Source organism: Mycobacterium sp. 852002-51163_SCH5372311, assembly GCF_001667115.1.
Lineage (GTDB): Bacteria > Actinomycetota > Actinomycetes > Mycobacteriales > Mycobacteriaceae > Mycobacterium.
The window spans coordinates 69,136-84,149 of record NZ_LZIJ01000171.1 but is presented as its reverse complement, the minus strand read 5'-3'; the positions used below and the strand labels follow the sequence as shown (position 1 = coordinate 84,149).

Annotated in this window: 13 protein-coding genes; 8 read left to right on the top strand and 5 right to left on the bottom strand. The window is 67.0% G+C overall.

All coding sequences use genetic code 11. The features are described from left to right. Positions 1 to 7: 7 nt before the first annotated feature. Positions 8 to 1,525 carry an Hsp70 family protein gene (locus A5791_RS19155; RefSeq protein WP_067240193.1) on the bottom strand — a complete coding sequence of 506 codons (1,518 nt, stop codon included), beginning with the start codon at positions 1,523 to 1,525 and terminating at the stop codon, positions 8 to 10. A gap of 53 nt (positions 1,526 to 1,578) precedes the next feature. Here A5791_RS19155 and A5791_RS19150 point away from each other — a divergent pair, with 53 nt between their 5' ends. Then, positions 1,579 to 2,934, top strand: a complete 1,356-nt coding sequence (locus A5791_RS19150; RefSeq protein ID WP_255397716.1) for an ATP-binding protein — start codon at positions 1,579 to 1,581, stop codon at positions 2,932 to 2,934. A 73-nt stretch (positions 2,935 to 3,007) separates the two neighbouring features. Here the strand turns inward: A5791_RS19150 and A5791_RS19145 are convergent, their stop codons facing one another. Further along, the gene (locus tag A5791_RS19145) at positions 3,008 to 4,537 is read right to left on the bottom strand and encodes an ATP-dependent DNA ligase (protein ID WP_067240191.1); all 1,530 of its coding nucleotides are present in this window, start codon (positions 4,535 to 4,537) and stop codon (positions 3,008 to 3,010) included. Between the two features lie 111 nt (positions 4,538 to 4,648). Here A5791_RS19145 and A5791_RS19140 point away from each other — a divergent pair, with 111 nt between their 5' ends. Both A5791_RS19140 and A5791_RS19135 read left to right on the top strand, forming a co-directional pair. Beyond that, positions 4,649 to 5,419 (top strand): SDR family NAD(P)-dependent oxidoreductase, encoded by a 771-nt coding sequence (locus tag A5791_RS19140; RefSeq protein WP_067240189.1) that lies wholly within the window; start codon positions 4,649 to 4,651, stop codon positions 5,417 to 5,419. Between the two features lie 187 nt (positions 5,420 to 5,606). Continuing rightward, a complete protein-coding gene (locus A5791_RS19135; protein ID WP_067240526.1) occupies positions 5,607 to 7,772 on the top strand; it encodes an acyl-CoA dehydrogenase in 2,166 nt (721 codons plus the stop codon). A 287-nt stretch (positions 7,773 to 8,059) separates the two neighbouring features. Here the strand turns inward: A5791_RS19135 and A5791_RS19130 are convergent, their stop codons facing one another. Further along, positions 8,060 to 8,734, bottom strand: coding sequence for a helix-turn-helix domain-containing protein (locus A5791_RS19130; RefSeq protein ID WP_067240185.1), 675 nt, complete (start codon positions 8,732 to 8,734; stop codon positions 8,060 to 8,062). 155 nt (positions 8,735 to 8,889) lie between these two features. On the opposite strand from A5791_RS19130, the gene A5791_RS19125 reads away from it, so the two are divergent. Next, the gene (locus A5791_RS19125; RefSeq protein WP_067240183.1) at positions 8,890 to 9,726 is read left to right on the top strand and encodes a class I SAM-dependent methyltransferase; all 837 of its coding nucleotides are present in this window, start codon (positions 8,890 to 8,892) and stop codon (positions 9,724 to 9,726) included. Positions 9,727 to 9,736: 10 nt separating this feature from the next. Here A5791_RS19125 and A5791_RS19120 read toward each other — a convergent pair whose 3' ends face one another. Together A5791_RS19120 and A5791_RS19115 are read right to left on the bottom strand one after the other, a co-directional pair. Next, the gene (locus tag A5791_RS19120; protein ID WP_156661508.1) at positions 9,737 to 9,979 is read right to left on the bottom strand and encodes a hypothetical protein; all 243 of its coding nucleotides are present in this window, start codon (positions 9,977 to 9,979) and stop codon (positions 9,737 to 9,739) included. 193 nt (positions 9,980 to 10,172) lie between these two features. Continuing rightward, positions 10,173 to 10,517, bottom strand: coding sequence for a Zn-ribbon domain-containing OB-fold protein (locus tag A5791_RS19115; RefSeq protein WP_067240181.1), 345 nt, complete (start codon positions 10,515 to 10,517; stop codon positions 10,173 to 10,175). A 57-nt stretch (positions 10,518 to 10,574) separates the two neighbouring features. Between A5791_RS19115 and A5791_RS19110 the strand changes: the two genes are divergently transcribed. The 4 genes from A5791_RS19110 (at position 10,575) to A5791_RS19095 (ending at position 14,843) form a co-directional block, all read left to right on the top strand. Further along, entirely contained in the window at positions 10,575 to 11,768 is a 1,194-nt protein-coding gene (locus A5791_RS19110; RefSeq protein ID WP_067240179.1) for a thiolase family protein, read from the top strand. A 22-nt stretch (positions 11,769 to 11,790) separates the two neighbouring features. Further along, positions 11,791 to 13,275, top strand: coding sequence for a FadR/GntR family transcriptional regulator (locus A5791_RS19105; RefSeq protein WP_067240178.1), 1,485 nt, complete (start codon positions 11,791 to 11,793; stop codon positions 13,273 to 13,275). A 157-nt stretch (positions 13,276 to 13,432) separates the two neighbouring features. Beyond that, positions 13,433 to 14,413, top strand: a complete 981-nt coding sequence (locus tag A5791_RS19100) for a sensor histidine kinase (RefSeq protein WP_067240177.1) — start codon at positions 13,433 to 13,435, stop codon at positions 14,411 to 14,413. Positions 14,414 to 14,432: 19 nt separating this feature from the next. Next, positions 14,433 to 14,843 (top strand): DUF302 domain-containing protein, encoded by a 411-nt coding sequence (locus A5791_RS19095; protein WP_067240175.1) that lies wholly within the window; start codon positions 14,433 to 14,435, stop codon positions 14,841 to 14,843. The last annotated feature ends 171 nt before the right edge of the window (positions 14,844 to 15,014 follow it).

Genomic DNA, 15,014 nt, shown 5'->3' with positions numbered 1-15,014 from the left:
CGACGTCTTACCGCCCGCCCGGGGCGCGCCGCTCGAGCCGGAAGGTGCGCTCGAATCCGGCCGGCTGCGTCGTGAGGGTCACCTCGACCGCGCCGCTGGGGGCGACGATGTAGCGCTCTTCGACGTCCGGGCCGTCGTTCCACCGGCCGATGGGCTGGCGTCCGAGATCCTCCCGCTCACGAAGCTCCGGGTCGAAGGGGAAGAGGACAGGATCGTAGGGCGTCACGTCGCCATCGGGGCGGCCGTTGACCAGCCTGCTGCACTCCACGAACCGGAAATGGCCGATGTTGTGCGCCGCCCGGTACCGCCGCCTGACGACAAGGGGACTACGTCCGTCGGCGGGCAGCGACGCGTCCTTCGGCACGATCGGGTCGAAGACGACGTCGGCGCCGGCCTGCGCTTCGCGGAACACTCCGAGGTGGCGCGAAAAGCGTTCGGACAACTCGAAACCGGCTTCTTTGTCGAGGAACACCGCCAGACCGATGGCCGTTGCGGCGAACGGGTACGGCGAGCGCTTCACGCGCTTTTCTCCGAAGGTTGTGCGCAGCATCCGGGAGACAAGCGGAAACCCGCCGGTGCCGCCCACCACGTAGGTGCCGGCCACCTCAGACCACGGCACATCGCGGCCGCCTCGGGTCGGGTCGCGCAGGACACGATCGAGAAGTGCGATCGTCTGATCGACGAGCGGCGCGCACGCCGAGTACACGTCGTCGATGCCGCAGGAGAATGGTGGCCGGTCCACGGCGCTCAGGTCGACGAGGAAACGGCGGGTCTGCGGCCCGACGGCCTCCTTGCGGACCGCGCACTCTTCTTTGAGGAGGTCTTGTGTGGTCAAGTCGGCGCTGAGCTTCGATCTGTCTAGCACGAGGCGCACGATCGCGTCGTCGAAATCATCGCCGCCGAGGCGCTGGATGCCCTCGCTGATGACGACTTCGTTCAGCGGCCCGGTCATTCTCAGCAGGGAGGCGTCGAAGGTACCTCCGCCCAAGTCGTAGACGAGGACATACTCGCGTTTGGCGGTGATGGTCGAGCGGTACCGATGGGCGTATTCGAGGCCCGCGGCGGAGGGCTCGTTGAGCATCGCGACGACGTGAAATCCCGCCGCCAGGAAGGCATCCAGGGTCAAAAGGCGTTGGGCGCTGGAGGCATTGGCCGGAACGCCGACGGCAGCCTCGAGGGTTTCACCCGGCTCCAGGCCGGCGTTCGAGCAGTCGTACAGCTCGCGTCTGAGCGCAGCCAGAAAGCCGGTCAGCAGCTCGGCCAGCCGGTAGTTGCGGCCGGCGAGGCCCACCTCGGTCTGCGGTCCGGCGTCGTTGAGAAGGCGCTTGAACGAACGCAGGACCGACCAGCCCGGATGGTGGCGGACGGCCGCGGCGGCCGCGCCGAAACGCAACTCCCCGGCGGTGCTGGCGGCGATGAGCGAAGGCCAGGTATCGGCGCCGTCGAACGAGACGACCGGGTAATTGCCACGGTCGACCAAGGCAACGACAGTGTGGGTGGTGCCGAAGTCGATACCGACTCTCATCCCGCTCGATTCTAGGGCCACGCCGGGGAGTTCGGTACGACTCAGCACCCGGCGTGCCTACGCATAGTTTCGTTCCGGCGTCCTCGCACGACGGCGATGTCCGGACCCGAACGAGGGATTACCGTGAGGTGATGCCGTTATGGCGACTGCGTGACTACGACGATGACGACTTGGACCAGGTGATCCAAGTTTGGGATCAAAGTCGAACCCCGGGATCTGCAGAGCCGGTATTCAGCGTCGCCGAGGTGATGGCGGCGGCGCGGGCCGGCCAGCCGGCTGTGATCGCCGCGGTCGGCGACGAGGTGGTCGGCATGGCGGTCGCGCGGACCGACGGCGAGCGGGCGTGGGTGCTGCTGATCGCCCTGGCATCGCGGTGGCGCCATCGCGGTATTGGCAGCGCGCTGCTGGCCGATCTGGAACGGCGGCTGCGCTCGGCGGGGGTCCGCAAGATTTGCACGATTCTGCCGGAGGGCGCGACGGGCTCGCAGGCGCTGGACAATTCCGGCTACACGCGCCGCAGCGGGATGATCTATTACGAGACGATCGAACACCTGCGACCGGAACAGGCCAACGTGCTGGCGGAGCTGGGCGGGCGGCTGTTGCCACCGGGGCTGTGGCAGGAACTGGCCGGGATGGAGCAGGAGAAGCAGATCATCGAGCAGCGCATCATCGCACCGCTGACCCACCTCGACGTAGCTGAGCGCTATGGCGTGCGCCCACCCAAGGCGGTCATCCTGTTCGGGCCACCGGGAACCGGAAAAACCAGCTTCGCCAAAGCGATTTCGTCACGACTGGGGTGGCCCTTCGTAGAGCTGTTTCCGTCCCGGCTGGCCGCGACGGCACAGGGCGGCCTGGCGGCGTCGCTGCGGGAAGTCTTCGGAGAGCTGGCCGCGCTGGACGAGCTGGTGTTGTTCATCGACGAGGTCGAGGAGATCGCGCTGGCCCGGGCAGGGGCCAGCATCACCGAAACCGGTGTCACCAACGAGTTGCTGAAATTGATTCCGTCGTTCCGTGAGCACGATGGGCGCCTGCTGGTCTGCGCCACCAATTCGGTGCGGTCGCTGGACTCGGCGTTTCTGCGGCCCGGGCGGTTCGACTACGTCATTCCGGTTGGCCCGCCGGACCCGCCGGCACGCAAGGCGGTGTGGAAACGCTATCTTCGCGAGGCCGATTCGGGGATCGACGTGGACCGGCTGGTGGATGCGACGGAGCTGTTCACTCCGGCCGACATCGAGTTCGCCGCCCGCAAAGGTGCTCAGGTGGCGTTCGATCGCGAGATGGCGCGTGGCCGGGGAGAGCCTGCCGCCACAGAGGACTATCTAACGGCGATCGCCGATGTCCGGCCGACGCTGACGGCTGCGATCCTGGCCGCATTCGCCGATGACAAAGCGAAATTCGCCCGCCTGTAGTTTCCCGGCGGCAGCGAATGAATCTACTTACGCCTGATGCGCGTCGTGGCGTGGGATTCACTCGCGCGCGGGCTCAATACAGCGTGCGCACGGCGTCGATGGTGTCGGCCTCGGCCGGGCTCTTGTCGTCGCGGTAGCGCACCACGCGGGCGAACCGCAGTGCCAGTCCGCCCGGGTAGCGCGGCGACGCTTGCACGCCGTCCAGCGCCACCTCGACCACCTGCTCTGGACGCAGTCGGACGACGTATGAGTCGGTACCGCCAACGGCGAGCTCGGTGAACCGGGCGGTCTGCCAGTCCAGCATGGCGTCCGTCATGCCCTTGAAAGTCTTTCCCACCATGACGAATTCGCCGGTGACCGGATCGCGCGCGCCCAGGTGGATGTTGGAGAGTTTCCCGCGCCGCCGCCCCGATCCCCACTCCACGGCGAGCACAACCAGGTCCAGCGTGTGCACCGGCTTCACCTTCAGCCAGCCCGCGCCGCGACGGCCCGCCTGGTAGGGCGCGGACGGTGACTTCGCCATGACACCCTCGTGGCCGGCTTTCAGCGTCGCGTCCAGGAACCCGGCGGCGGCCGACTCGTCGGACGTGACCAGCCGGTCGACGCGGTGGCGCGGCGGTACCAGAGTGTCCAGCGCGGCCAGCCGCTGGGTGGTGGGCGCGTCGAGCAGGTCGACGCCGTCGGAGTGCAGGATGTCGAAGAAGAACACCGAAAGTGGTTGCGCGGCACGGGCCCCCGCTATATCGACCGATCGGCCGAATCGCGACGCGGTGACCTGGAAGCGGTGCGGCCGGTTGTCCGGGAGCAGCGCGATCGCCTCGCCGTCGGCGACCAGGCTGCGCACCGGCAACGCCAGCGTCGCCTCCACCACCTCCGGCAGCCGGGCGGTGACGTTGTCGAGGCTTCGGGTGTACACGGTGACGTCGCCGCCGTCGCGGTGGATCTGTACCCGCGCGCCATCCAGCTTTGCTTCGAAAATTGTTGTGCCGCCGTGGCGTTCGAGTGCATCTTCGACGCTGGTCGCGGTCTGCGCCAGCATCGGTCCGACCGGCCGGCCCACGCGGAGGGTAAACGCGTCCAGCGCCGGGACTCCGCCGGACAGCGCCGCTGCCGCCACCGCCGGCAGATTTCCGCCGAGCATCGCCGCACGCTGCACCGCCGCATTGGGAATCTCGGCGGCCTTGGCGACCGCGTCGGCCATGATGCCGGCCAGTGCGCCCTGGCGCAGCTCACCGCTGAGCAGCCGCACCAGGAAGGTCTGCTCGGTTTCGGTGGCGGCGGCGAACAAGGCCGCGACGAGTTCGGCGCGCCGGGCCTGGGAGCCCTTGCCGGATAGCGCGCCGATCTCGGTGAAGGTGGCGTCCACGGCGGCGACGGTCAGTGACGGCTGCCCAGCCGGGGGCGGTCGTGACCGCAACGACGCCCAGCCGACCCCGATGGTGCGTTGCGGCAGCTCCCCGGAGAGCCAGGCCACGAGGATCGCGACCAGGGCCGCATCTGGCGCCGCGCGCCGCAACAGCTCGGCGATGCGCGCGACCTTGGTCAGGCGCGACGAGGTGCCACCGACGTCAACAGACGTGGTCGCCACGTCGAGGAGGAGCACATTTGGAAGCTTGGCACGGCTCGGTGACAACTCGTCGGGCCGGACACGCTAGCGTGCCTACGTAACGTTACAAATTCCTAGGAATCTGACAAGCCAATTGAGGAGGTCCGGATGGAGATCAGCGGGAAGAAGGTCGTCGTCATCGGCGGCGCTTCGGGAATGGGGCGCGCCAGCGCCGAACTGCTGCACGAACGTGGCGCGCAGGTCGCGGTGCTCGACCGCGAGAATTCGGACGGCAAGACCGTCGCAGATGGTATCGACGGCAAGTTCTACCCGGTCGACGTCACCGACTTCACCGGCACCGAGGAGACCCTGCAGAGCGCGGTCGACGACCTGGGCGGCCTGCACGTGGTGGTGACCACCGCCGGCGGCGGCATCGCCAAGCGGACGATGACCAAGTCCGGTCCCCATGACCTCGAATCCTTCCGGTCCGTGGTGGACCTCAACCTCATCGCCACCTTCAACATCAGCCGCTTGGCGGCCGCGCACATGAGCAAGAACGAGCCCGAGGACCCCGAAGAAACCGGCGAGCGCGGCGTCATCATCAACACCGCGTCGATCGCCGCCTTCGAGGGCCAAATCGGGCAGGTCGCCTACACCGCAGCCAAGGCCGGGATCGCCGGCATGTGTCTGACGATGGCTCGCGACCTGGGCTCGTTGGGCATCCGGGTGCTGGCCATCGCCCCCAGCCTTTTCCTCACCGGGTTGACGCAGATGGTTCCCGAGGAGATGGCGGCCATGTTGACCCGGGACGCCGCATTCCCCAAGCGGATGGGCCGGCCCATCGAGTACGCGAAGCTGGTGGCGGCGATCGTGGACAACCCGATGCTCAACGGCCAGTGCCTGCGACTGGACGCCGGGCAGCGGTTCGCTCCCAAGTAAGACGCCTTAATCGGCTGGGTGACCGGCCTGGTGCGCCGGGGGCCGGGTTCGCGCTCGAGCGGAATAAGTACACTCTTTCCAAACCGCCCCGACGACGATGCGGGCTGCCAAGCGGCCTGAGGAGGAGCGGGGCGATCTACCGAGCCCGGCAACGAAGCCGGCCGTGTACAGCCGCGAGGAGGCCCCGATGGGTATCGCACTGACCGACGACCATCGTGAACTCGCGGAGGTTGCGCGCGGGTTCCTGACCTCGCAAAAAGCGCGCTGGGCGGCGCGGTCGCTGCTCGATGCCGCCGAGGAAGCCCGGCCCGGCTTCTGGCACGACCTGGTTGAGTTGGGCTGGCTCGGGCTGCACGTCGACGAAGAGTACGGCGGCTCGGGCTACGGGCTGCCCGAACTCGTGGTGGTGATCGAGGAGCTTGGTCGCACGGTGGCGCCGGGTCCGTTCGTGCCGACGGTGATCGCCTCGGCGGTGATCGCCAAAGATGGTGCCCCTGAACAGAAGTCGCGGCTGCTGCCCGGCCTGGTCGACGGAACGGTCGCGGCGGGCATCGGTCTCAACGGGGGCGTGCTGGTGTCGGACGGCATAGCTGAGGGCGAGGCCGGGATCGTGCTGGGCGCCGGGTTGGCTGACCTGCTGCTGATCGTTGCCGGGAATGACGTGCTGGTGCTGGAACGCGATCGAGAAGGCGTGTCGGTGGAGGTTCCCGACAATTTCGATCCGACGCGGCGCTCCGGGCGGGTGCGTCTGCAGCAGGTCACCGTGACGGCCGACGACATCTTGCCCGGGGCGCGCGAGTCCGCCCTGGCCCGCGCGCGGACGTTGCTGGCCGCCGAGGCCGTCGGGGGGGCTGCCGACTGCGTCGAAGCCGCCGTCGACTACGCCAAGGTGCGCCAGCAATTCGGGCGCACCATCGCCACTTTCCAGGCGGTGAAGCATCATTGCGCCAACATGCTGGTTGCCGCCGAATCGGGTATCGCGGCGGTATGGGACGCGGCGCGGGCGGCGGGGGAGGACGAGAAGCAGTTCCAGTTGGCCGCCGCGGTGGCGGCGACGCTGGCATTCCCCGCCTACGCGCGCAACGCCGAACTCAACATTCAGGTACACGGCGGTATCGGCTTCACCTGGGAGCACGACGCGCATCTGCATCTGCGTCGGGCGCTGGTGCTCACCGCCCTGTTCGGGGGAGACGCGCCGGTCGGCGACGTCTTCGATCGCACCGCGGCAGGCGTCACCCGGGAAAACAGTTTGGACCTGCCGCCCGAGGCCGAAGAATTGCGTACCCGCATCCGTGCCGATGCCGCCGAGATCGCTGCCCTGGACAAGACGGCCCAGCGCGAGAAGCTGATCGAAACGGGGTATCTGATGCCGCACTGGCCCAAGCCGTGGGGCCGCGCGGCCGATGCGGTGGAGCAACTGGTGACCGAGGAAGAGTTCCGTGCCGCGGGCATCAAGCGCCCCGACTACGGGATCACAGGTTGGGTGATCCTCACCCTGATTCAGCACGGAACTCCTTGGCAGATCGAAAGATTCGTGGAGAAGGCGCTGCGTAAGGACGAGGTCTGGTGCCAGCTGTTCTCCGAACCCGACGCGGGCTCGGACGCCGCGTCGGTCAAGACCCGCGCCACCCGGGTGGACGGCGGCTGGAAGATCAACGGGCAGAAGGTGTGGACCAGTGGGGCGCAGTACTGCGCGCGCGGGCTGGCCACCGTCCGCACCGACCCGGAGGCTCCCAAGCATGCCGGTATCACCACCGTGATCGTCGACATGAAGGCGCCCGAAGTCGAGGTGCGGCCATTGCGGCAGATCACCGGCGGTGCGGAGTTCAACGAGGTGTTCTTCAACGATCTGTTCGTCCCGGACGAGGATGTCGTCGGAGCGCCCAACTCCGGCTGGACGGTGGCGCGCGCGACCCTGGGCAACGAACGGGTCAGTATCGGTGGCAGTGGGTCTTTCTACGAGGGGTTGGCGCCACAACTGGTGCAGCTGGCGACGCAGCGTGGAGATCACTTGGCCGGTGCCAGGATTCGCGTCGGCCGCTACCTCGCCGAGGAAAACGCACTGCGCTTGCTGAACCTGCGCCGCGCCGCGCGCAGCGTCGAAGGAGCGGGTCCGGGTCCCGAGGGCAACATCACCAAACTCAAGCTGGCTGATCACATGATCGAAGGCGCCGCGATCTCGGCGGCCCTGCTGGGTCCCGAGCTTGCACTGACCGACGGGCCCGGCGCGCTGGCCGGGCGGATGATCATGGGCGCCCGCGGCATGGCGATCGCCGGGGGCACGTCGGAGGTGACCCGCAATCAAATCGCCGAGCGGATTCTGGGCATGCCCCGCGACCCGCTGATCAATTAAGCGTGCGCCTTCATTCCGAGGTCCCGCGGATCAAAGGCATTGTCCGCGCAGCGACAGCCGTTGAGCGTCAAGCGAATTGTCGTTGCGAGGCGGCCCGCGGCGACAATCGTTGGCGTTGAGCGTGAATCGCGGGCCCTGAGTGTGAATCGTGGGCTTTGAGTGTGCAGCCCGGGCGAAAATCCACGCGGATTCCCGCCCTGCATTCACACCGAAAGCCGTTAGCTCACAATGAAAGCCGTCAGTTCACACTGTACGCGATCAGCGCACACTGAACGCAGCTCGGCCCGCTAAGCCGGGCGGGGAACCGCCGCCAAGGTCGATTGGCCGAGCCAGCGCGGAATCGCCCGTCGGGCATCGGCGGCACCGTGAACGGTCACGCTGCCGTTGAGCATCGCGCGCGACCACGACACGTCGCCGCGCCACAGCTGGGTCAGCGTGCGCAGACTGGTCTCGACCGTCGCGGCTACCTCATAGCCCGGGTCGAAATCACAGACGTCCGCCGTTCCCTCGGACACCATCAGCCACCAGCGCGAGGCCTTGGCCGCGACGCCGGTCAACCGAAATGCCACCACTGTGCGCGCCCTTGGCCAGGCTTCGACGGGCACGGTTCGGCGAATGTCCCACATCAGTAGGTGCGGATCCAGGTCGTCGTCGCCGATCTCGGGGATCCAGCGAACGCCCCACTCGCCCAGCGCGTTCACCACACCGGCGAGTTCCTGGCCGCAGACAGTCAGCGCATACGACGTGCGACCGTCGTGCTCATTGCGTTCGACGATGCCGGCCCGGCTCAGCGACTTCAGCCGCTTGGACAGCAGCGCCGGCGACATCTTGGGCAGCCCCCGCCGGAGGTCGTTGAAATGCGTACTGCCTTTGAGCAACTCGCGCACCACGAGCAACGTCCACCGCTCGTCGAGCAACTCCATGGCCTTGGCCACTGGGCAGAACTGGCTGTATGTCGACATATCACCACCTCTTACTCGGACTGCGTCCAGTAGACGCTGTGGCGGCGAGATTCACTAGTACAGATGTTGAACTTCCGCTGGTTCACTTTTGGCAGTGCAATTGATTCATCGGCGAGCCAGACGAATCGTGGCCGCCACACGGAAGGAATCTCGACATGACCGCAGCTACAGGGACCGGCCCGGCGACCGCCGATCGGGGATATGAAAGCAAGCACCGGGCGCTCTGGGCGCTGGGTGATTACGCCAATGTCGCTGCCGAAGTCGTGGCACCGCTGGGACCGATGCTGGTGCAGGCCAGCGGAATCGGCGCGGGCGACCGCGTGCTCGACGTCGCTGCCGGCTCCGGGAACGCATCCATACCCGCGGCGCTGACCGGTGCCGACGTAATCGCCAGCGACCTGTGCCCGGATCTGCTGCAGCGCGGCCGCGCGATCGCCGAAGCCCGCGGCGCGCGCCTGACCTGGCAAGAGGCCAACGCCGAAGCGTTGCCGTTCGAGAACGACCAGTTCGATGCGGTTTTGTCCTGCGTCGGCGTGATGTTCGCCCCGCACCACCAGGACGCTGCCGACGAGCTGGTTCGGGTATGCCGGCCCGGTGGGCTCATCGGGCTGATCAACTGGACGCCGGAAGGCTTCATCGGCCAGATGTTCGCCACGATGAAGCCGTTCATGGCCGCACCGCCGCCGGGTGCGCAGCCGCCACCGCTGTGGGGCAGCCCAGACCACGTGCGCCGACTACTCGGCGACCGGGTCACCGACTTCATCGCTGAACGCCACAAGCTGCGGGTGGACCGGTTCGCCGACGGAGCGGCGTTCCGCGACTACTTCAAGGCGAATTACGGGCCGACGATAGCGGCCTACCGTGGGCTCGAGGGCAACCCGGAGCGGGTCGATGCGCTGGATGCTGAGCTGGCCGAACTCGGCGACCGGTACCTGGCCGGGACAGCTGCGATGGATTGGGAGTTCCTACTGGTCACCGCGCGAAAGCGGTAAGCCGGCGGGTCTAGCCCGTCATGCTCCGGCTGTCCAGGTAAAGCGGAAAGAAGAGCTCCACCAACAACAGACAGCACACGGACCACCCGGCCGGCGTACGCACTTCGAATGACTCCATCGAGTACACAACCGGGTTTCCCCGCTGCGCCCGCTCTTTGGCGTCCAGGTAAACCCAGGCGGCGACGGCGCCCAAAATGACGAGAAAAACCGCGGATACCGCCGCAAACCGGACATAACCGTCACTCGGAATCATCAACGTCAACGTGTTCATCAAGCGCGGACGCCCTTTCTCCAACCTCTGATGTGCACACTGCAAGACAGCGGGCAAGCGCCGGTGAGCAGGAGCCGCACACGGCCGGCCCCGATCGGTCATTGGGGAACAGTATGCACACTCACGCAAGCGTGCGCGCAACTATAAGCGGACTCGCGGCAAAGTCACCAAGCCATCAAGCCGGCGCGAACAATGGCGCGCCGCCGGCGCCGCGCTCGGGCCGGGCGTCCACCGCCATCCCGCACTTCACCGAATCAGGTTCGCAGTCAACGATATTGGCCGCAACTCGGAGCCCGCGCTGTTCGGCGAGTTCGACGATGGCGATCACATAGGGAGTCGGGATGTCCGGGTTGTACGGGTGGTAGTTGATCGTGTAGGTGAACACCGTGCCGCGTCCCGATACCGGGCGGGCCACCAACGCACCTCCGCAGTCGCGGCATTCACCGGCGGAAGGATGCACCCAGTGCTCGCATGCGTCGCAGTGGTCGACAAGTAGCTCAGACGTCGGCTCGGCAGACACGACCAATACAGTACACTCTATTAGTTTGGGTGGATCCGGGTCTCACGGACGGGTGCGATGAGCTATTTCGAAAAAGACGCGATCATCTCCGGCATTGGCATCTCGCGAATCGGCCGTCGCACCGGCATTCCCGGATTCGACCTGACCATGGAGGCGGTGCGGGCCGCCATTGAGGACGCCGGCCTGGCCGTCGCCGACGTCGACGGCATCGCCACCCTCGGTGACACACCGCCCGGTGAGGTCAACGCCGCCCTGCGCATCGAAGCTGCCGATTGCGGAAGCGGATTCGGTACCGGCGGCCTGCTCAGTCCGGTGATGTCGGCCTGCCGTGCGGTCGCGGAGCGCCGGGCCCGCCATGTGGTGATCTACCGGACGATCCAAATGCTGGGCGGCACAGTCCCGGTGAAGCAGGAAGAGAACGCGCCCGCCCCAGCCCTTGCGCGTATGTTCGAAACCCCCGAGGGCGCCCCGCGACCGGCGGTCGGTGCAATGGACGATGTCACGGATCTCGTTGCGGCCCAAGCCTATTCCGCGGCAAACTGGCTGGCGCTGAACTGTCGCCGGCACATGGAGCTGTATGGAACCACCAAAGAGCAGCTGGGCTGGGTAGCGCTCAATGGCAGGCGCAACGCCGCGCTGAATCCGCTTGCGGTCTACCGCGAGCCGATGACGATGGCCGACTATCTGGGCGCGCGGCCGGTATCGACGCCGTTCGGGCTGCTCGACTGTGACGTCCCCATCGACGGCTCGATCGCGGTGGTCGTCTCGAGTTCGGAATACGGACCCGACTGCCCGCACCGCGCCGTGGCGGTGGAGGCGATCGGCGGGTCCGACGGGGCCGGCGGATGGTTCCACCGCGACGACTATCCCAAGATGGCCATGTCGGATGCGGCGGCGCAGATGTGGTCCCGAACGGAGCTGCAACCTGCCGACGTCGGCGTCGCCGAGTTGTACGACGGATTCACGTTTCTTTCCCTCGCCTGGCTGGAGGCCCTCGGGATATGCGGCGATGGGGAGGCCGGCCCGTTCGTCGAAGGCGGTGCGCGCATCGCGCGCGAGGGTCAACTGCCGCTGAACACCTACGGCGGGCAGTTGTCAGCCGGACGCATGCACGGCTACTGGGCGCTGCACGAGGGCTGCCTGCAGTTGCGTGGCGAGGCGGGTGAGCGGCAAGTGTCGCAACGACCGGAGGTCGGCGTGGTTTCCGTGGGCGGTGGTCCCGTCGCGGGATGCATGTTGCTCACATGCTGAAAGCGCTTGCGGGAGCATTTAATTGAGCGTCCAGCCGGTCACCGGGCGAGGTGATAAGCGAGCTTCGCAGATCGCCCGCAGCATCGAGGCGGACATCGTCCGCCGCGGCTGGACCGTCGGCGAATCGCTGGGCTCCGAACAATCCCTGCAACAGCGCTACGGCGTGAGCAGGTCGGTGCTGCGGGAAGCCGTTCGCCTCGTCGAACACCACCAGGTCGCGCGGATGCGGCGCGGACCCAACGGCGGACTGCTCATCTGCGAGCCGGACGCCGGCCCGGCGACCCGCGCCGTCGTCATCTACCTCGAGCACCTGGGCACCACTATCGAAGAAGTGCTCAAAGCACGGCTTGTGCTCGAGCCCCTGGCGGCCTCTCTTGCCGCCGAACACCTCGACGAACCCGGGATCGCGCGACTACGAGCTGTCCTGCGCGCGGAAGCGCACTGGCAACCCGGTCAACCCGCGCCGCGCGACGAATTCCACGTTGCGCTGGCCGAGCAATCCAGAAACCCTGTCTTGCAGTTGTTCGTCGACGTCTTGATGCGCATGACCCGGCGTTACCTGCGGGACCGGGGCAGCGGAGCAGCCGCTGAAGCGATCGACCGGATGCGCCGGCGCTGTTCGGAAGACCATGCGGGAATCGTCGCCGCCGTCACCGCCGGTGATTTCGCTGGGGCCAAGACGCTCACCGAGCACCACGTTGAATCGGTGAGCGCATGGTTCCAAAGCTCCGGCGCACCGACCGGCGCGGCGCGGGCACGGCAGCCACGGCGGGTTCCTTATGCCGACGCACCCCGCGGAAAGCTGGCCGAGGTCCTGGCGGCGGCCATCGGCGACGAGATCGCCGCCGCCGGCTGGCAAGTGGGCTCGGTTTTCGGTACCGAGACGGCCCTGCTGGAACGCTATCGGGTGAGCCGAGCGGTGTTTCGTGAAGCGGTGCGATTGCTGGAATTTCATGCCGTCGCGCACATGCGCCGCGGGCCCGGCGGCGGCTTGATCGTGGCGAAACCCCAGGCGCAGGCCAGCATCGACACCATCGCGCTCTACCTGCAATACCGCAAGCCGAGCCGTGAGGACCTGCGCTGTGTCCGCGACGCGATCGAAATCGACAACGTGTCGAAAGTCACCGCGATGGTGGCCGAGGTTGCCGAACCTGAGGTAGCGGCCTTCCTCGAGTCCGCTCGCGAGCCGCGCAACGCCGACTTCGAGTCCACCACAAAAGAAGCCACCAGGGACGTCCGTCAGGCCGCTGTCGAGGAGTATCGGTTCCACGGCGGATTGTCGCAGCTGGCGGGCAACGCGGTACTGGATCTGTTCCTGCGGATAATCGTCGAGCTGTTCCGGCGGCATTGGGCCAGTACCGGGCAGGCGCCGCCGACGTGGAGCGACGTCGTCGCCGTCGAGCACGCTCACTCCCGGATTCTCGACGCGATCGCCGCCGGCGACGAAAGCCTGGCCCGCCACCGCATCCGCCGTCATCTGGACGCCGCGGCCTCCTGGTGGCTATAGGGCCGGTCCAGCGCGCCGGGGTTGGTTGGCCGGCGAATGTGATTCTCGTCGGGCCCGGGACGTTAAGAGGTATATCGAATGCCCGCTTGGGGTACCCGCACACAATAAGTGCCGGTGCAGAATCGCGCCGGCGTACACCAAGGGCGGGGACGCTGAAATGACGTTGACCATCGAGTGCACCGAGACCACGCAACGAAACTTCGTTCACTCGGCGCTGCTGTACCGCTCTCGGCGTGAGTACGTGGACTTCGTGGTGGGTTTCGTGGTGGACGGCCTGAGGGCGGGTGAGCCGGTGCTGGTGGCCGTGCCTGGCGACGAGTTGGCGTTGCTGGCCGGCTGGCTGTGGCGCACCTGTGACGGACTGCCCGCCGATCTGCGTTTGGTCGACATCAACGAGGTGGCCCGCAACCCCAGCCGGCTGCTGACGCTTGCGAGTTCCTTCGCCGAGGAATATCCGGATCGGCGGGTGCGGGTGGTCAGCGAGGTCGTATGGCCCGGCCGCAGCGTGGACGAACGTCTCGCCTGCGCGCAGCACGAGGCGTTGATCAACGTGGATTTGTCGGGCGACCTGATCACGCAGTTGTGCCTGTATGACGCGAGCGGACTGGACGCCGATGTTCTGGCGGATGCGTGCGCCACCCACCCGATGCTATGGCGGGGCGGGTCGGCGCACCCGAGCGCCGACTATGCGCCGCATCAAGTGGTGGCGCGTTGCAATCAACCGTTACCTTCCAATCCGGGCGCCGTCACGTACATGGTCAGAGACAGCGCGGACCTGCGTCCGGCACGATCGTTCGCCGTCGACTATGCCGACTGGGTCGGACTGTCCCGGGGCGGCACCGAGGACCTGCAGTTGATCGCAACCGAGCTGGCCACGAACAGTTTGATGTACACGCCGGGGGCCTGTCGGCTGGCTTTCTGGCGACACGGCAACCATTTGGTGTGTGAAGCACGCGACAACGGACGATTCGACGATCCGCTGACCGGACGCCGTCCACCGGGCGCCGAAGGCGTGGCCAGCCGCGGACTGTTCCTCGTCAACGCCATCGCCGATCTGGTGCGTACCCACACCACCGCCGACGGCACGACCATCCAGGCGTATCTCCGGTTCGAACCGTCGCCTGGGCCAGTCGGCTAAGACGCAATGGGAGAAGACGATGGGCGTCTCGCTGTCGACCACCCTGCATACGTCGTTTGACGAGGCCGTCGAGCGAACCCGGGCGGCGCTGGCCCGACAGGGCTTCGGCGTGCTGACCGAGATCGACATGAAAGCGACGCTGAAAGCAAAGCTCGGGGTAGACATGGAGGACTATCTGATCCTGGGCGCGTGCAACCCCTCGTTCGCGCAGAAAGCCGTCAACATCTACCGGCCTATCGGCGTGCTGCTGCCATGCAATGTCGTTGTCCGTAAAGACCCGGACGCACCCGATTCGGTGATCGTCGACGCGATGGACCCCAAACTGATGGCCGACGTGACCGACGAGCCGGGGCTCAACGAGATCGCCGACGCTGTGCGCGGCCTGCTCGACGAAGCACTTCAGGAAGTCTCCGCCGGCCCGACCGTCTAGGAACCGCGCCTCAATCGATCAGTCGACCGCGGGCGAGGATATGACTGTGTCAGGTGATCCCTGGGCACCTATTTCCGGCGCCGGCGCTTGTTCCTGGCACCCGGTCGGCAGCAACATCGCGACCAGTCCGGCCGCGATTGTCGCGGCGGCCGTCAGAATCCTCTTGCGCTT